The organism is Posidoniimonas polymericola, assembly GCF_007859935.1.
GTDB classification, from domain to species: Bacteria; Planctomycetota; Planctomycetia; order Pirellulales; family Lacipirellulaceae; genus Posidoniimonas; species Posidoniimonas polymericola.
The window spans coordinates 430,984-449,315 of the sequence record NZ_SJPO01000004.1; the positions used below are offsets into that span (position 1 = coordinate 430,984).

The 18,332-nt window shown below is 67.5% G+C and carries 11 protein-coding genes; 3 read left to right on the forward strand and 8 right to left on the reverse strand.

The window, feature by feature from the left end:
- The first annotated feature begins 11 nt into the window (after nt 1-11).
- Nucleotides 12-3,311 carry a beta strand repeat-containing protein gene (locus Pla123a_RS10825; protein ID WP_146586750.1) on the forward strand — a complete coding sequence of 1,100 codons (3,300 nt, stop codon included), beginning with the start codon at nt 12-14 and terminating at the stop codon, nt 3,309-3,311.
- Between the two features lie 113 nt (nt 3,312-3,424).
- Here the strand turns inward: Pla123a_RS10825 and Pla123a_RS10830 are convergent, their stop codons facing one another.
- From Pla123a_RS10830 to Pla123a_RS10840, 3 genes are all read right to left on the reverse strand, one after another.
- Complete coding sequence (locus Pla123a_RS10830; RefSeq protein ID WP_146586752.1) at nt 3,425-4,306, reverse strand: hypothetical protein; 882 nt, start codon at nt 4,304-4,306, stop codon at nt 3,425-3,427.
- 182 nt (nt 4,307-4,488) lie between these two features.
- Nucleotides 4,489-5,088, reverse strand: a complete 600-nt coding sequence (locus tag Pla123a_RS10835; RefSeq protein WP_146586754.1) for a hypothetical protein — start codon at nt 5,086-5,088, stop codon at nt 4,489-4,491.
- Between the two features lie 151 nt (nt 5,089-5,239).
- Nucleotides 5,240-5,902, reverse strand: a complete 663-nt coding sequence (locus Pla123a_RS10840) for a hypothetical protein (protein ID WP_146586756.1) — start codon at nt 5,900-5,902, stop codon at nt 5,240-5,242.
- An 84-nt stretch (nt 5,903-5,986) separates the two neighbouring features.
- On the opposite strand from Pla123a_RS10840, the gene Pla123a_RS10845 reads away from it, so the two are divergent.
- Nucleotides 5,987-7,567 carry a BNR-4 repeat-containing protein gene (locus tag Pla123a_RS10845; RefSeq protein WP_231956390.1) on the forward strand — a complete coding sequence of 527 codons (1,581 nt, stop codon included), beginning with the start codon at nt 5,987-5,989 and terminating at the stop codon, nt 7,565-7,567.
- Between the two features lie 82 nt (nt 7,568-7,649).
- On the opposite strand, the gene Pla123a_RS10850 is transcribed toward Pla123a_RS10845, so the two are convergent.
- From Pla123a_RS10850 to nadB, 5 genes are all read right to left on the reverse strand, one after another.
- Nucleotides 7,650-8,387 carry a hypothetical protein gene (locus Pla123a_RS10850; protein WP_146586757.1) on the reverse strand — a complete coding sequence of 246 codons (738 nt, stop codon included), beginning with the start codon at nt 8,385-8,387 and terminating at the stop codon, nt 7,650-7,652.
- A 242-nt stretch (nt 8,388-8,629) separates the two neighbouring features.
- Nucleotides 8,630-10,480: a DUF4340 domain-containing protein gene (locus tag Pla123a_RS10855; RefSeq protein WP_146586759.1), complete on the reverse strand. Its 1,851-nt coding sequence runs from the start codon at nt 10,478-10,480 to the stop codon at nt 8,630-8,632.
- Nucleotides 10,481-10,662: 182 nt separating this feature from the next.
- Entirely contained in the window at nt 10,663-13,467 is a 2,805-nt protein-coding gene (locus tag Pla123a_RS10860) for a Gldg family protein (RefSeq protein WP_146586761.1), read from the reverse strand.
- Between the two features lie 98 nt (nt 13,468-13,565).
- Nucleotides 13,566-14,336, reverse strand: a complete 771-nt coding sequence (locus Pla123a_RS10865; protein ID WP_231956391.1) for an ABC transporter ATP-binding protein — start codon at nt 14,334-14,336, stop codon at nt 13,566-13,568.
- 407 nt (nt 14,337-14,743) lie between these two features.
- Entirely contained in the window at nt 14,744-16,402 is a 1,659-nt protein-coding gene (gene nadB / locus Pla123a_RS10870) for an L-aspartate oxidase (protein WP_146586763.1), read from the reverse strand.
- Nucleotides 16,403-16,610: 208 nt separating this feature from the next.
- Here nadB and Pla123a_RS10875 point away from each other — a divergent pair, with 208 nt between their 5' ends.
- Nucleotides 16,611-17,423: an SGNH/GDSL hydrolase family protein gene (locus Pla123a_RS10875; RefSeq protein WP_146586765.1), complete on the forward strand. Its 813-nt coding sequence runs from the start codon at nt 16,611-16,613 to the stop codon at nt 17,421-17,423.
- Nucleotides 17,424-18,332 lie beyond the last annotated feature (909 nt).

Below are 18,332 nucleotides of genomic sequence, written 5' to 3' on the forward strand. Positions count from 1 at the left end.
GAGGATTGATCATGCCAAGGCTTTGCCGTGTTGCGCTCTCGTGTGTTTTGCTGGCCGCGTGGGGCTCGATCTCGATCGCCGCCAGCTACGAATGGGACGGCGGAGCCGGGGACAGCCTCTGGAACTCGGTCATCATCTCCGGCGGGGTCCAGACCAACTGGTCGCCCGAAGACGTGCCGACCGCGACGGACACGCTCCTGCTGACCGCCGCGTCGCTCGCTGGCCCGGTGACGATCTCGCTCGACGGCGCAGCCCAGCCGTTGACCTCGATCACCGCCAACGGCGTGCAGGGGGTCTACACGTTTGACACCGGCGTGCTCCAACTCGGCGACGCGACCAACTCGCTGCTCAGCAACAACGCCGGGGGCGGGCTGGTCGTCAACAGCGACATCGCGTTCGACAACAGCTCCGGCAGTATCCAGCGTTTCAACGTGAGCACGACCGGCGACCCGATTGTCGTGAACGGCGGCATTTCGACGCTGCAGGCGAGCGGCGTCACGACGCTGATGCTCACCTCGCGGAACGATGCGCACGCGCAGTCGGTCGTGGTCAGCGGCGTGATCTCCGACGGCGCGGGCCGGATCGGCCTGCGGGCGGGGCTCGACACCGACCTGGCGAACCACACCGGAGTCGTGCGGGTCACCGGCGCTAACACCTTCACGGGGCCAGTCGCGGTAAACGCGGCGATCCTCGAGTTCGACTCGATCGCCAACGTCGGTGGCGCGGCCAACGCGCTGGGCCAGGCCTCGCTGGCGGACAGCGTGATCACGCTCGGCAACAACCTGTCGGGCGGCGGCGCCCGGGCCACGCTGCGGTACGTCGGCGCGGGCGACACCAGCGACCGGGTCCTGCGGCTCACCGGCGGCGGCAACGCCAGCGGCGTGGTCGAGTCGTCCGGCAGCGGGCCGCTGGTCCTGACCGGCGGCGTCACGACCGACGGCAGCGGCCAGTTCTTCCGGCTGGGCGGCACGAACACCGACGACAACGAGTTCAACGGCGAGATCGAGGCCCCCTCCGACGGCAACGTAACGAGCTTCATCAAGGAGGGCGCCGGCAGGTGGATCCTCACGGGCGACAGCCCTGGACTCGACAACGCTTTTCAAATCCTCGCGGGCGAACTCGTGGTCCGTGGCGCCGTCGGCGGCGTGGGCCCCAACGTGTTCTCGATCGACAACCGCGCGGGGGCGACCCTCACGCTCGACGGCGGATCGATCACCGCCGGCGGGATCGTTAACCGCGGGACGCTCGACTTCCGCTCTGGCACGATCACGCTGAACGGCCCCAACAGCGAGGCGGGCGGGACCTTCAGCGTCGGCACGGACGGCGCCGGCGTGCTCCGTCTGAACGGCAGCGGCCACACGTTCGACGCGGTCACGCTGGACGGGGTCGACGACCGGATCGAGTTTAACGCGGGGACGGTCTCGTTCGATCAGCTCGACAACTCGGTTGGCGCCCCGCTGGTTTCCAGCGCCACCGCGGTCGATGTGCAGATCAACGGCGGGGTGTTCCTCGACCGCGTGGATGCCGGCACGCGGCAGTTCAACGCGCGGATCGTGGGGTCGGGCGGGTACACCAAGCGGGGGGCGGGCACGATCGAGTTCAACCACGACGCCCAGCACCTCTACACCGGCGCGACCCGCATTGAAGAGGGGACGCTCAACCTGGCGGGGGTTTCGGGCCTGCCGATCAGCCCAACCTATATCGCCGCCGGCGCGACGCTGATTGTCGCCAATAACGTCGGGGGCGACGCCACCGGCGGGGTCACCGGCGAGGGGACCATTGTAACGGGCCTGAACGCCGGCGTCGCGATGGAGCCCGCTTCGGGGGTGTACGACTTCGCCGGCTCGATCACCGGGGCAGGAAACTTCGTTAAGCGTCAGGCGGGCACGCAGCGGCTGTCGGGCATCAGCACCTACACGGGCGCCACCACCGTAATCAGCGCCGGGGGCCGGCTCGAGGTCGTGAGCGGCGGGGCGATCACATCAACCTCGGCGGTCAACATCGAGGGCCAGTCGCGGTTGGTGATCAACGGCGGCGATGTCACGACCGTCGGCGTGGTCGACGTCGCGACGAACGGGCGACTCGAGCTGTTCGCCGGCTCGCTCCGGGCGAACGCTATCGACAGCACCGGCGTCCTCAGCTGGACAGGCGGGCACATCGACCTCGCGACCGGGGTCGTGCTGCAGGCGGGCGGCTTCGCGGTCAACCGGCCGTTCCAGGACGAGCTCACACTCGACGCAGCCAAGTCGTTCACCACCGACGAGAGCGTGACGCTGTCGACCGGCTCGTTGCTGACCCTGACGGGTGGCTCGCTCGAGGCGGACGACCTGGCGTTCACCAGCGACGGCGCCTTTGCCTTCGATGCGGGGACGCTCACCCTCCGCAACGACCAGACCCTGAGCGCCGCCCGGCTGCAGCAGCTCGATGTCGCGACGCCGCTCACCGCGGCCAAGTCGCTGGTCATCGAGGGGGTCGCCACAATCGACACGCCGCTGGCCCTGGCGGGCGGGACGCTCTCGGCCGGGCAGCTGGTCAACCCGGGGAACCTGATTCTCGGCAGCGGCCTGCTGGAGGTGACCGGCGGAGACTTGACCCTCGCTCCGGGCGAGACCATCGACGCCACCAGCGGCGTGGCGATCGATGTCACCGCCGGCGGCATCGTCGTCGACGGCGAGCTGAACGCCATCAACGCCACGATCTCGGCGGCCGGCGGAATCACCAACAACGGCGACGTCAACCTGATCAACAGCACGGTCAACGGTGACTTGGTCAGCGGGGCGAGCGGAGCCGCGACCCTGCTGGGGTCGAACGCCATCGGCGGCGACCTCGGCCTGAACGGCGCCTCGACCTTGCTGCTGGGGATCGACAGCGGGGTCGACTTCGACCTGGTCACGGTCGCCGGCCAAGCGACACTGGACGGCATCCTGTCGGTCTCGTTTGGCGCGGGCTTTTCTCCCGTGCCCGGGCAGCAGTTCGAAGTGCTCACCGCGGCGAGCATCATCAACGACGGCCTGACGCTGGTGGGAACCGCGGCGAGTCAGCTCGACCTGATCGTGGGCGGCTCGAGCGTCGTGCTGCAGGCCACGGGCGGTCTGCCCGGCGACTATAACAGCGATGGCGCCGTGGACGCCGCAGACTACACCGTCTGGCGGGACGGCCTCGGCACGACTTTCCAGCAGAACGGCTACGACGTCTGGCGGAACAACTACGGCGCTTCCGCCGCCCCCGCCCCGTCTGCCGTGCCTGCGCCGCACGCGGCGGCGCTGCTGGCCCTGGCGAGCCTCGCCGCGGCGGGGGCTCGCATGCGTTGAGGAGCGGCGATTGCCCGTGCGGCCCCCGAAGCAGCAAGGCCCCCCGCACGCGGTCGCGGGCGGGGGGCGTCGAAAGTCAGCTACGTTGAGGCGTTGCTGGGTAAATCGTGCGGCTAGTACTCGGCGCCCAGGCGGAAGGTGAAGCCCGCGAAGCCAGAGTCGGTCAGGTAGGCCTCGTCGGAGGCGTCGGCTTTGATGGCGGCGTCGCTCCAGTTGTGCAGCTCGGCGCCGGCGCCGTAGACCATGGTCACTCCGCGGCCGAGGTTGGTCTTGCCCTCGTAGCCGGCGGCCAGCTCGACCTGCAGCTGGGTGTTGCTCACCCCCAGGCCGGTCGAATCGTCGAGGTCGCCGTTGTCGGCCAGCAGCGCGTCGCCCACGACCACGGCCAGCCGGGTGCCGGCGTACAGGCGGTGGTTGCAGGTTAGGTAGTGGCTGATCTCGAAGCCGGTCGTCAGGCCGACGCCGTCCACCCGCCAGTCGAGGTCGGTGTCGTCGTCGAGGTTGAACTCGCTCCAGCGGACGCCGCCGAAACCCTCGATCGTGGTCGAGCGGCCGAGCTGCACTCGCTTGAAGATCTCGGCGTCGAACGTGTAGGCGTCGACCGAGACAAAGCCGGAGTTGTCCGCGGTGCGGGCGGTCTCGTCAAAGAACCAGTAGCGGACCCGCGCGCCGAGGCCGTCGCAGGTCTCCACGCCGAGGGTGAAACGGGGCGACAGCGAGAAGTCGAACTCGGCGTTGTCGCCGCCGCCAATAATCTCTCCGGCGTCGGAAGACTGCACGCCGCCCGACTGGTAGTACTTCATGAACAAGAAATCGACGTCGAACGTCACGACCGGACCGGCCGCGGCGCAGCAGCCGCTGCTGTAACCGCAGAGCTCGATTGCGGATTCGTTTTCACCGACGCCCGCTAGGCAGGGGTCGACGTCTAGGGCGCGGGACTCCGCGCCGGTCAGGCACGCTGCAAGCGCAGCGGCGGCAACAAGATTCCGCCTCATCAGAAACCCTCCGTGAGTCGTAGCGGTAACACATCCGTGCAGGCCGGCCGAGCGTCTCGCTTCGGTTATCCGACGAAATGGTTATCGATCGAACCGGCTTGCCGACGTCACCCCAGCGGTGGGCGTCGTCACGCGCGGCACGACCGGCGCAGCTTAGCGCCCGACAAGGCCGCCCCTCGTCACTAACGCCGGGCGGGTTCGAGCGCCGGGAGGCGGCGGCACAGCCCGCCCGACAACTGGGACGCCTCGTCTGGCGCGTCGGCGGCAACGTCGCGGGGGTCGACGCCGTGGCGGCGGACCCGCAGCACTAGGGCGTCGAACTCTGCTAGCGGGCGGAATTCCTTGGCGAACCGCTCGCCGTCACGCCGCACGCCAATCTGCACTTCGGCCCCGAGCGGGCGTGACCGCAAGTAGAAGCGTTCGCGATCGAGGGTTGCTAGCAGGTTCTGCGCCTCGCTGGCGGGCAGGTCGGTGACCCAGGCGCCGGTCGGCGTCACCGCGGCGGGCTCGGCGCCAAACCGGCGGGCCCACCAGCCGGGCTGCGCCACTTTGCGCTCGACCACCAGCGTCGCGCGGGCGACGCCCGGCGTGCCAGCCGGGTGGGGCGACTCGACCCGCAGCACGCACCGCGACGCGGCCGGCAGGAGGTCGCCGCCGCTAGCGACGTTCAGCCGGTCGGTCGGCGACGCGTAGGTCAGCTCGAACGACTCGGCGGGCACGGCACCGCAGTTTCCGCAGGCCAACAGGCCGAAGATCAACCAGATTGCAGTGCGGAGCGGCATGGGCCAGCCGGCGTGGGGATGGGCGACGGCCGCGGATCGGCGGACGCTTACTCTGGTTGTCGTCGGAATCTTGCGAGGTCTTTAGCCCGACAACCCCACGCCAACCCGATCGCCCGCACCGCGGGCGATCGGGAACGGCCGCAAGAATAGCCTAGCAGCGGGTCGCCCTGGGGCGTCCGGCCGCGATCAGCCCGAGCACCCACGCCATCGCGGCGGCGGCGGGCTCCGGCGTGACCAGGAAGACGTCGAGGGCACCGCCGCTCGAGTTCCATTGGTAGGGAGAGTTGAGCGTGAAGACCGTCTGCGTTGGATCAACAATTGGCACGAACGGATCGGACACCACCGCGGTCATTTCGAATGTGCCGCCCACAACGTCAGCGAACAGGCCCACCCCACTGCCGGCGATGGGGGTAAAGTCCGCGATGAACACCGCGGTGAATTGCGTGCCGGTCATGTCGGTCGGCGTTAGAGTGACCTCCCCGGTGTAGTTCATCGAGATCTCACTCGGCTCGCTCGGGTCGGTGCTCGCGAAGGTCACCGGGATCGAGTTGCTGAAGGTGGCGACCGCGGGGGGCCCGGGGTCGATAAAATTCAGCCCGCCGACGTCGGCCGACGTCAGCGTGTAGGGCATGTCGACGCCCATAAAGCTGAAGGTGCCCTCGCCCCCAAACGGGGAGAATTCGCCCGGGAGGGCAGTAAAGTAATCAACTTTGCCCGTGCCGGTGATCGAAACGGGCGACGGCGTCTGGGCGGCGGCGGGCGCCGCGGCGGCCGTCAGGACAGTGAGCAGCGGGAAGCATAGCCAACGATTCATGAGATCTACCTTCGTGGTTGACGGTTCGCCTTGGTGCGGCAAATCGTAACCGGGACGGTCGGGCGACGTCAATCATCTAAAGTGATGGTTTTCCAATTCTTCTTCGTCGTGATTGCCGATCGCGCGTTCACGGCGACTTTCCTCTTCAAGGCGAACGCCCGCTCCGCCGCCTGCTCGCGTCGGTTAGAACCATCATTCTTGAACGCCCTCGCCGAAGGACTGCCGATGCAACCGCCGACCCTCCTGAATCCTACGCTGCTCTTCCTTGCCGCGGCGCTCACGGCGCCGCTGGCCTGCGCCGAAGTCTCGTTTCTCGACGCCAAGCCGCTCGCCGGCTACCGCGGCGTCTGGTACAGCGTTGGCAACACCCACGACGAGTACCGCTACAAGTACTCCGGCGGGATGGCCACCTACCCGGCCAAGCACAGCCCGTTCGCCGTGTACTGCCCCGAAGTCGAGAAGACGTTCTTCGTGTACGGCGGCGCCGCGCCGGGGACCACCAACCGGCTGGTGCACATGGTCTCGTACTACGACCACAAGACCGGAACGGTCCCGCGTCCGCGGCTATTGCTCGACAAGAAGACCGGCGACGCGCACGATAACCCGGTGCTGTCGGTGGACGACGACGGTTACCTGTGGGTGTTCTCGACCTCCCACGGGCGGGGCCGGCCGTCGTTCATCCACAAGAGCATTGAGCCGTACTCGATCGACCGCTTTACCCAGGTCGACGCGACCTACGGGCCGGCGGCCATCCAGAAGCCGCTCGACAACTTCTCGTACTTACAGGTCTGGCGGCGGCCGGCCGGCGGCTTCGCCGCGTTCTTCACGCACTACCAGGACCCGGCCGACCGGACCAGCATGTTCATGACCAGCCCCAACGGCTACCGCTGGTCGGAGTGGAAGCGGCTGGCGGCGATCGATAAGGGGCATTATCAGATCAGCGCTGTAGGCCAGGAGAGAATGGCGGTCGCGTTCAACTACCACCCAAAACAGGGCGGCCTCGACGCCCGCACGAACTTGTACTGCCTGCTGTCGGCCGACGAGGGGCTGACCTGGACCACGGCCAAAGGCGAGCCGGTTGAACTCCCGATCACGACCGCCGACTCCCCTGCCCTGGTGCACGACTTCGAGTCGGAGGGCCGCTGCGTCTACCTGAAAGATATCCGCCTGGACGCCGAGGGCCGGCCGCTCGTGCTGGTCGTCACCAGCGGCGGCCACGCGCCCGGCCCCGGCAACGACCCGCGCACCTGGGAGCTGTTCCGCTGGACCGGCGACGCCTGGCGGCAGAGCATCGTGACCGAGTCGGACAACAACTACGACCTGGGCTCGCTGTACATGGAGGACGACCGGCTCCGCGTTCTCGCGCCGACGCTGCCGGGCCCGCAGGCCTACAACCCAGGGGGCGAGGTCGCCTCGCACGTGAGCGAAGACGGCGGACAGACCTGGCGGCTCGAGCGGCGGCTAACCGGCAAGTCGGAGTTCAACCACACCTACGTGCGGCGGCCGGTCAACGCGCACCCCGACTTCTACGCGCTGTGGGCCGACGGCCACGGCCGCCAGCCGTCGGAGTCGCGGCTCTACTTCTGCAACCAGGCAGGCGATGTGTTCCGTCTGCCGGTAGAGATGGAGGGCGAGAATGCCCGGCCCGAGCGTATCGGTCAGTAGCATCGGGGGCGGCACGAAAACAGGCGCCCCGGAACGAGTCCGAGGCGCCTGTTGGTTCGGAAGCCGGTGTTGAGGTTGGCGATCAGCTCCTCACGATGCGAGTTCGTTTCTGAGCAAATCCGCCCAGCAGGCCGAGCACGGCGAGCGAGGCCGCGACGGGCTCTGGCACGGCCGGGGAGCCTTCTCGGGTGATCCCGCCGATGCGGAAGTCGGTGCCGATAATGGCGGTGTCGAACACCGCCGTAATCCGATCGACATCCGAGAAGTCGACGCCACTGAACGCCGGGTCGTTGAACGGGAACGACAACACGGTCGATCCGCCCGTGACGGACTGCTCGATCCGCCCCGACGCGGCCGTGCCAACGCCGGCCGAGCTCTCAATCGTCAGCATGACGTCGAGTTCACCGTCCCCGACGCCGATGTCGATCAACGGCAGGCTGACATCGATCCGGCTCCACCGCGATGCGAAGTCCGCGTCCTCGAACGCGCTGTAGTCGAGCGTCAGGATGCCGGCCGCGGTGTTGTCGTTGGTGACGCCAATGTAGTCGGTCCCCGCGAGCTTCTCCGCGGTGACCGAGCCGCCGAAGCCGTCGTGGACGAGGGTCACGACGCGTTGGCCGCCGAGGATATCGGCCGGCTCGCCGACCTGGGTGTCGGTCGATGTTCCGCCCGCACTGCTAGTGAGGCTGAACGTAGCGTTGGTGACGCCGTTCGACGGGTCCGAGTCGTCCTGGATGAAGTCAACGTGGTTGGCGGCGGCCGGCAGGCAGGCGAGAGCCGTGAAGATGCCGAGGCAGAGTTGGGGGAGCAAAACGCGCATGCAGCTAATCCTAGGGTTCGTGTTCAGTGGTCGATGTCCGCAATGATTACGGGCGCCGCACCAGAGTGAACCGGATAAAGCTGAGAATCGGCGGGCCTTTCCAAAACTGTAGCCGCGCCAACCAAGGCGCCAGCGATCAAGTCAGCACGGGTGAGCGCTGAGAACGCAGGGTGACCGGCGGGGAGTCGCTCACGGGAGCCACGATTGCTGGCAATCGGGCCCCGCACCACGAACCCGGCCGGTTACTCCGGGGCCTGCTCGGACGCGTCGCCCTCGGCGTTTGTCGTCGTGCCGTCGGCGGCCGGCTCTTCGGTCGTGGCCGGGGCCTCGGGTTCGGCATCGCCCGCCGGCTCTTCGGCCGGCTGTTCGGCGGCGTCATCGGCCGCGGGCTCGGCGGGCGGGGCGGCCAGGCCGCCGAAGTTGGGCATGCCGGGGATCGCGCCGCCGGCGCCGCTCAGCGGGCCGCCGTTGGCGTCGGCGCCCTCTTCGCCCTCAGCGGCGTCCTTGGCCTTGATGACGTCCTCGCGGCTGAGGTGGATCTTCTTGAAGACGTCGTTCGAGATCACGTAGTACCAGTCGCCGAAGCGGTCGTTGAGGGCCTGGACCTTGTCCTTGCCGGCCTTGATCTTGTCGGCGTACTCGTCGAGCTTCTGCTGATTGCGCTGCTCGATCTCTTTACGCTGGGCGATCAGCTCTTCGGTCGGCGCTTCTTCGGAGTCACCCTCGGCGGCGTCTTCCTCGGCCGACTCATCGCCCTCCTGCTCGGCCTCGTCGTCGGCGGACTCTTCTGGCTGGTCCTCGACATCGCCCTCGGCGTCGTCGGTCGCATCGCCGGTCTGCTCGACTCCTTGCTCCCGGGCGCCGTCGGGCAACGCGGGGACTTCTTCGAGCTCCGGCTTCTCGATGGCGCCCTCGTCGAAGCGGGCCATCACGAACAGGTAGCGGTTGACGGCCTTGTCGTCGGCGGCCTGGCCGTCGGCGTTGGCCTCGCCCCCCTCGACCTGCGGGTTGCCAAACCGCAGCACGTACTCGACGCCGTCCTTCATCGTGACGATCACCTCGCCGGAGCTCGCCAGCAGGTCGCGGGCGCCGTCCTGCGTGCCGACTGGCGCGAAGCCGCGCTGGATTAGGCTCAGCAGGGCCTCGTTGTTGCCCATGAAGTCCTCGCCCGCCTTGAGGTCAGCGGACAGCCCGGCCGGCTTCTTCGAGACGTCGACGATCCGCAGGTCGTCCAGCGCGCTCTTGAGGTCGCCCAGCTTGTCGGAGTTGAGCTCTTGGTCCTCGGCGAGGGTGAACTCCTTGAACTGTCCGCGGCGGGCGTCGGTCGCCTCGCGGAGCGTGACCGGCTGCCACTTGGAGGCGCTGTCGTCGTAGCGGAGGGTCATGTCGGTCTTGTAGTCGGTCTCGACGCCCAGGCCGCCCTGTTGGCTCATGAACATCTCGGCCGTGTAGTCGTTCAGCTCGACCCGGGCGATGTCCCACGGGCTGATCTTTAGGAGGTCGTCCTCGATCCACTCCTCAAACGTGGTGGAGAAGTCCTCGGGGTTGATCTTCACGACGTAGACGAAGTCTTGGTTCGCGCGGCGGACGTAGTGCAGCCCGTCGGAGTCCTTGACCTCGTGACCGATGATCAGGTCGACCAGCGGGGCGTCGCCCTCGCCGGTCACCGTGACGCGGGTCCCGACGCCGGTCTGGCCGACGTCGAGCTTGGGCGAGTCGGGGTCGACGACGCCATACTCGGGGTGGTCGGCCGGGTTGCTGGTCACGACCGAGAGGATCTCGCGGTCCAAGACGCCGTTGACCGCCTCGGCCATCTGGCTCTGCGCGTCGGCCGGGTAGCCCCCCTTGGACGGGATGGTCCACAGGCGACCGTCCTGGGCGACCTCGAAGGTGCTCAGGCTGGCCGCGTCCTCGTCGAAGCGGGTGATCTTCATCCGGCCGGCCTGCTCGGCCTCGAACGACTTGGTCAGCGGCTTGCCGACCACCTCGCTCTCGACGTCGATCTCGGCCGACTGGGGCTGGCTCAGGTAGGCCGCGACGCACGCCACCGCGGCGACGCCCAGGAAGGTCAGCGTTTTGTTGGTTTCGTTCATAACGGTATCAGTGGTTCGTCAGTGGCCGCGTTGGCGGCCGATCAGGTTCGAACTTGTTTGTGAAACTGCTTGCTTGGTTGATCGTGGCAGTTTGGTTCGTGGCAGTTTGTCTCGAGCCCTCGGCGTCAGCCGGGGGAGCTGCTCCCGCGGCTAACGCCGCGGGCTCTCGGGAGGTCGCGTCGCTAAGCGGCCGCCCCCTTCTTGTCGTCGGCCGAGCCGTAACGCAGGCGGCTCTGTGAGACGCCCTCCTTCTCCTGCTGGCGGCGGTGGAAGAAGACCCAGGCGGCGAGCAGGATCGGCAAGATCGGCGGCACCAGCACGGCGGCCATCTTGTAGGTCCGCTGCACGCCGCGGATGTTGGCGGCCAGCTCCCGCTCGTTCTGGCGGACCTGCTGGTCGCGGTCGTCCTCGAGCCGCTTGATCTTCACGTCACGCTTGCGGCGTTCGCGGATGTTGGCCTCCTCGAGCATCATCTGCTTCTCCATGGCCGACAGATCACCACGGCCCTCGATTGTGGCGATCGCCTTCTCGTAGCTCTCGTTGGCGGCCGCGATCTGGCCGGCGGCGTCCTCCTGGAACTTCTCCACCTCTTCCTGCGACGCCTCGCGGTACCTGGCGGTCTCGGCCTCGATCTGCTCCAGCGTGCGGTAGTTCTTACTCCGCTTCCGCAGGGCGATAAAGCGGTCGTCGCCGGCGAGCGAGTCGAGCACGTTCAGCACGAAGGTGACGTTCTGGAACCGCCAGTCGATGAACATCTCCTCTTCGCCCACGCGGCGGATCTCGAAGAACGTGTCCGACAGGCAGTCGATGTCGGCGACCACCACGGCGTTGAACTTGACCTGCTCCTTCTTTTCTTTCTTCTTGCCGCCGTCGGCCGCCTCGCCCGAGTCGAGTTCTTCTTGGGCCTTGGCGAGCTCCTCGTCGGTGACCTTGTCGTCGAGCTCCAGCTCCTCGTCGTCGATCACGTTGCCGCGGACGTGCGCGGCCAGGATGTACGACTTGTTGGTCACGCGGTGCATCTGCGAGAGCCGCGGGCTGTCCCCTACGGCGCGGATCGCCGCGTACGGCAGCACGCCGGTCTGGTCGCCGGTCACCGCCAGGTTGATGAAGTCGACGTCCTCGCGGTTCATGTTGTTCAGGCCGCCGGCGTAGAAGAACAGCACCTGGCCCAGGCCCTTGCTGATCGGGTCGTCGGGGCTGAACGGGTTCTGCGCGCCGTTGTTCTCGTCGACGAACACCCACTGCGGCGTCCAGAACGCGCCGGCCGACGGGTACGGGTTCCACGCCTGCCAGATGATCTCCTCGCCGCCCATCCGCACGCCGAGCACGTCCCACAGCTGGTTGATGTCGCCCTTCGGCTCGGGCTGGCCGCCGCCGAACATCGCCATCTGGCCCTGCGGCTGCTTGGGCTGCGCGGTGCCCGGCACGCCGGGGATCAGGCCCGGCATCGGGTCCTCGAAGACCGCCACGGGCTGGCCGCTCTTGACCAGCGCGACGAAGTTGGCCATCGCGTCGGGGCTGAGCGACGACGGCTGCACGGCCAGCAGCACGTCAAACTTCTCGGTGATGGGGTTGGCCGGGTCGACCTCGATCAGGTCGTACTGCTTCTTGAGCTCGGTGATAATGCGGGCCTCCTCGGTGGGGCCCTGCATGGTGAAGCCGCCCATCAGCGGGGCGTCGGTCTTGAGCACGCCGACCTTGCGGCGTTTCTGCTGCGAGACGGTCGCGATCGAGCGGACCAGCTCGTACTCGACCGGCACGCCGCGGTCGAAAAACGGGATCACGACCTTGTCGAGGCCGCTGGTGAACGCCGCGCCCATGAAGATCTCGTCCTGCGACTGGGCGCCCTGCACGTTGGCGACCACCTGGCGGGGCTCGATGCCGTAGGCCTGCTCGGCGACGGTCGCCTCTTGGCTGAAGACCTCGATCTGGTTGACGTTCACCTGGACCTTGCCGCCGGAGATCGACTTGAGCTCCTCGAGGGTGCTCAGGAGCTCACGCTTCTGCTTGGCGTACTCGGTCGGCACCGTGGGGCTGACGAACACGTCGACCTTGACCGGCTTCACCTCGTCGTCGTCGCCGAGCTCGCGGATCAGCTTGCGGCTGCTGTCGGCCAGCGAGTTGATGCGGCCCTCGGTGGCGTCCAGCCGGACGGCGTTGTTGTTGGACAGGAAGATGTTCGCCGCGCCGACGATCACCAGCAGGCAGAGGGTGCGGCCGATAAAGTGCCACCCGAGCGAGGCGCCCTCCTCGCCGCCGGACCAGTGCCGGCGGCCGATCAGCACCATGCAGATGTACAGCGCCACCAGCGCGATGCTGACGAAGTAGACCACGCCGCTGAGCGTCACCACGCCGCGGGAGAAGTCGCCGAACTGCTCGGCCGCGCTCCACTGGCGGATGGTCTGGGCCAGCGCCGGGTACTTGGTGATGGCGTCCGCCTCGCCGGCCAGCGCCAGCGGCAGGTTGAACAGCATGCCCATGATGAACCCGATGGTCAGGTTGCTCGTCAGGAACGAGGCGACCATGCCGATCCCCAGCATCGCCATGCCGACCAGGAAGTAGCCGAGGTAGGTCGTCAGGAACTGCCCGATGTCCGGCGAGCCGAGGCCGTAGGAGAACACCAGGAAGATGGAGAACATCGAGAACAGCAGGGCCACCAGGAAGATCGTGACGCCCGCCTTGTACTTGCCGAGCACGACGTCAAAGTCGCTGGCCGGCAGGGTGAGCAGCAGCTCGTCGGTCCCCTGGCGCCGCTCCTCGGCCCAGATGCTCATCGTGATCGCGGGGATGAAGATGATCAGGATGAACGGCATCCACTCGCTGAGCTGGTCGAGGTTCGCCAGGTTGTTGCTGAAGAACTCCGGCGGCCAGAAGGCGGCCACCGAGCTGAGCACCACGAACACGCCGATAAAGACGTACCCCGTGGGGTTCGAGAAGTAGCTGATGAAATCGCGTTTGAAGATCGCTTTGATGACGGTCGGGTTCATGTTTATAGCTGTTGGCTATTGGCGGTTAGCTGTTGGCTGCCCCAGGGGAGCAGGTTCTCAAGCAGTTACAGCCCCCATCGCCAGATGGGGGACCGACGCTAAACCCCGGCGCTTGCGCCGGTGAGCTGGTGGAAACGCTCGTCCATCGAGGCGCCCTGCTGGGTCATCTCGGCGGGCGCGCCGTCGAACACGACGCGGCCCTCGTCGATAAACACGACGCGGTTGCACATGGCGTCGACCTCCTGCAGGATGTGCGTGCTCAAGAGGATGGTCTTGGTCTCGCCGAGCTTGCGGATCAGGCTCCGGACGTCGCGGATCTGGTTCGGGTCGAGGCCGCTGGTCGGCTCGTCGAGGATCAGCACGTCGGGCTCGTGCAGGAGCGCCTGCGCCATGCCGACCCGCTGCTTGTAGCCCTTGGAGAGCTTGCCGACCGGCTTGCCGAGCACCGCCTGCAGGTTGCACAGCTCGATCACCTCGTCGGTCCGCTGCCGCAGGCGTTCGGCCGGCATCTGGCGGGCCTCGCCGATGAACTTCAGCAGGCCGCGGGGGGTCATGTCGTGCCACAGCGGGCCGTTCTCTGGCAGGTAGCCGAGGCGCCGCGAGGCGGTCAGCCGGTCGGTCCCGACGTCGTAGCCGGCGATCCGTGCGACGCCGGCCGACGGCGCCAGGTAGCCGGTCAGCAGCTTCATCGTGGTGCTCTTGCCGGCGCCGTTGGGGCCGAGGAACGCGGCCACCTCGCCGCGATTGATCGTGAACGACACGTCGCGTGTCGCGGCGAAGTCGCCGTAAAACTTCGACAGGCCAACGGCCTCGATCATCGGCTCGGGCGTCTGGGTGGGCGTCGAGCCGGGCTGGTCGTTCGTGCTCATCGACGGGCAGCTCCCTAGGGAAGTCTTGGTCGGTCTCTAGTGGTAGGGCGGGCGGGACGCACCGAGCGGCGCTACGCCACAGCCGGGTCGCCACGCAACCGGAACGCCCCAGCTGAAACGCCTGCGCCGGGCGAGGGCCCCGGCCTAACGGTGGGGGAATGCCAGGCACAAGAAGCCGGCGAGGGTCCCCCTGTAAGCCCAGCAGCCTAATCGTTACAGGCCCGAATTGTCTATACCGCCCTATTTTTACAGGCTTCTCTCGCTACGCACGGCCAGCGGGGAGGGTTCGCGGCGGGCAGAGGAGTCGCCACTCGGCCCGGACGCCCGGGTGGCACGCCCTCTAAAGGCGTGGTGACCCACCAGGCGGCGCTCCACGCCCTTGCAGGGGCGTGCCACCCCAAACCGTGCTACTCGAGCATCTTATCCAGCCGCGACTCGATCTGCCCGTCCTCCAGCCGGACCAGGATCCGCCGCCGCCAGGCGGGGTCGGTCTCGGGAAAGTCGGTCCGCAGGTGCACGCCGCGGGACTCGTTCCGCTGGCGGGCGGAGTGGATCATCAGCTCGGCCACCACCAGCATGTTCTGCAGCTCCCAGCCGGACGGGTCGATCAGCTGCCGGGACAGCACGTACCGCCGCCAGCTCTCGAGGTTGTGGTCGGCCTCCTCGAGCCCCTCGGCGTCGCGCCACACGCTCGCCCGCCGCCACATCAGCGCCTTGAGCGAGTTGCGGATGTCCTGCAGGTCGAGCAGCTCGCTCTTCGTGTCGACCGCGGGGTTCTCCAGCGGGATCGCGCGGAACGAGTCGGCCTCGCCGAGCGCCGCGTCGCACGCCGCGCGGCCCGCCCGCGCGCCGTACACCAGGCCCTCCAGCAGGCTGTTGGACGCCAGGCGGTTGGCGCCGTGCAGGCCGGTGCTGGTCGCCTCGCCGGCGGCCCACAGCCGCGGCACGCTCGACGCGCCGTGCTGATCGACCACCACGCCGCCCAGCATGTAGTGGGCGCCCGGCCGCACCGGGATCTTGTCGGTGGTGATGTCGATGCCGAACTCCAGGCAGGTCTTGGCGATGCCCGGGAACCGCTTCTGCACGAACGCCGCGTCGAGGTGGCTGAGGTCGAGGTAGACGTTCGGGTGCTTGGTCTTCTCCATCTGCGCGACGATCGCCTGGCTCACGACGTCACGGGGGGCCAGCTCGGCCCGCTCGTCGTACTCCGGCATGAAGCGGTGGCCGTTGGAGTCGAGCAGCACGGCGCCCTCGCCGCGCATCGCCTCGGTGACCAGGCTGCGGCTGCTGCCGGCGATGTACAGCACCGTGGGGTGGAACTGCATGAACTCCATGTCGGCCAGCTCGGCGCCGGCCCGGAAGGCAATCGCGTGCCCGTCGCCGGTGGCGACCGCCGGGTTGGTGGTCTCGCGGAAGAGCTGGCCCGCGCCGCCGGTGCAGAGGACGGTCTGCTTGGCCCAGATGAAGGTCTTGCCGTGGTAGGGGTTCCAGACCAAGGCTCCGCGGCACTCGCTCTCGCCCGACGCGCCCGCTTGGGTCAGCAGGTCGATGGTGAACGTGTTCTGCCAGACCTGGGCGCCCATCTCCTGCTTGGCGTGGGTCCACATGGCGCGCATGATCTCGCGGCCGGTTGAGTCGCCCAAGGCGTGCACGATGCGGTTGTGGCTGTGGCCGCCCTCACGGCCGAGCGTGAGGTCGCCGTCCGGGTCGGTGTCGAAGCGCGCGCCCCAGTCGATCAGCTGGCGGATGTGCTCGGGCGCCTCGCGGACCACCATCTCGACCACCTCGCGGTCGCACAGGTTGGCGCCGGCGGTGAGCGTGTCCTCGACGTGGTTCGAGAAGTCGTCGGTCGCGTCGAGCACGCCGGCGATGCCGCCCTGCGCGTAGGTGCTGTTCGACTCCCGCTCGACGTCCTTCGTGACGATCAGCACCGACAGGTCCTTGGGCGCCTGCATCGCCGCCCGCAGCCCGGCGATGCCGCCGCCGATCACCAGCACGTCAACAAAGTGGTGCGGGATCTTTTTGGGGTGGAACGGAACCAGGTAACGCGGGATCGGCTGGGGCATGGTCGGGTCGCGATGAGGGGGAACGCAGGCGTGAGGCGGCCTGCTCGTAACTGACCATAGTAGCAAACCGGCCCGTAGCCCAGGGCACCAGCCCTGGGACCGACCCGCGATCCAGTCTTCGCATCACTGGCACGCCGCGACTGGCACGCCGCGACTGCGGACGGTTAAAATCCACCGAACGGACTCCTCATCGCCTCGGCTCAATCGTATGCACTGGCTGGTCTACCACATCGCGAGCGGCCACGCGTTCTTCTCGGGCGTGCTGCTGGTCGCGTTGGCGGTCTGGGCCTCGCTGTCGAAACGCCGATTCCTCCGCCGCCTGACCGGGGTGGCGTTTCTGGTCGGCGTGATCGCCATCGTGCTCTCGTCGACCGCCCTCCCCTCATGGCTCTACGCGGTTGCGGGCGTCGCGACGCTCGCTTGGATCGCGTCGGCCTTCAAGCGGCTTGCCGATTGGCGCCGGCCGGCGGCCAACGCGACGCTGGTCGCCTTGATGCTGGCGGAGGGCGTCGAATTTACGCACCATCAGACTCCATCGCCCCGCCCCGCGTCCTCACGCAGCATGGCGGTGATCGGCGATTCGGTCACCGCCGGCATGGGGGGCGACGACCGGTCGCTAACCTGGCCGACGCTGCTCGGCCGCGAGCACGGCCTCGAGATCCAGGACCTGTCGCACGTCGGCGAGACAACCGCCTCGGCGCTCAAACGGGCGAAGGCCCACACGATCACCGCGCCGCTAGTCGTGGTCGAGATCGGCGGCAACGACATCCTCGGCACGACCGACGCCGCCGACTTCGCCGCCAGCCTCGACGCGCTGCTGACGCACCTCAGCAAGCCCGGCCGTCAGATCATGATGTTCGAGCTGCCGCTGATCCCGCTAAGCCACGCGTACGGCCGGGCCCAAAGAACCCTCGCCGCCAAGCACGGCGTGCTGCTAATCCCCAAGCGGGTCTTCCTGTCGATCATCGCCGGCAGCGACTCGACGCTCGACTCGATTCATCTTACGCAGGAAGGGCACTAAGAGATGGCACGGGTGGTTTGGGGGCTGGTGGAACCGGCGTATCGGGATGCGGCCGCAACCGGAGAATAGCGTTGCCACGCGCCAGCGTAATCGGGCCGCACGAGAGGTTGGCCCGGCTCGCCGAAGAGAGGACAATAGTCGTGACCCGCTTTGCCGAATCCACGATATAGAACACCACACTCCATGGGGAGCCGACGATGCACGCCTGGGTACCGTTTCTTGCCGCTTCCCTCGTTGCTTTAGTGTGGTCCGCTCTCGACAGCAGCGCCACCGCGGCGTTCGAGGTCTTCAGGAAGCACCTCCATCACACCGCCCGCGACATGGATATTTACTGGGAGTGGTTGGCGCACACACTACCTCGCGCCGTTCTCCTTGTCTCGTGCGTCATTGCCGGGGCTGTAGCGGCAAGTTGGAACGCATGGCAGAACCCCTTGGATTTGGGCTGGCTTGCACGTGCATCCCTCTGGGCATTAATGGTTGCGTGCTCCGTTGCCCTAGTAGCGACGCCAAGCCTATGGGCTCGCCATCGCCTCCTGCGTTTCGCCCACTACAAGGCCGAGGAGCTAAGGGAGTTAGTTTCACAAGTCTCTACGAAGGAAGACATCGACCTTCACCTGGAGCCGGCAGAACTAGCCACATTCGGTGGCGTAGACGGTTGGACCGCTTGGCATCCCCTGAAAACGGACTGGAGTGAACGACCAGTATGGGCGGGCTTGACGCCCGTCGTGTACCTTCGAGAGTCTGCCGAAACGTCGCTCATCGTCCCCGTCGACTTCACGGCCTTTCTAGCGTGGAAATTGCCGCGGGGCGCCGTTGCACCGGGAAGATGGATGCCGATATTCCCTCGCTGCTCGGTGAAATCCGTCAGCCGCGTACCCGGACGCGAAGGCTGGTCGCTGATCCACGCGG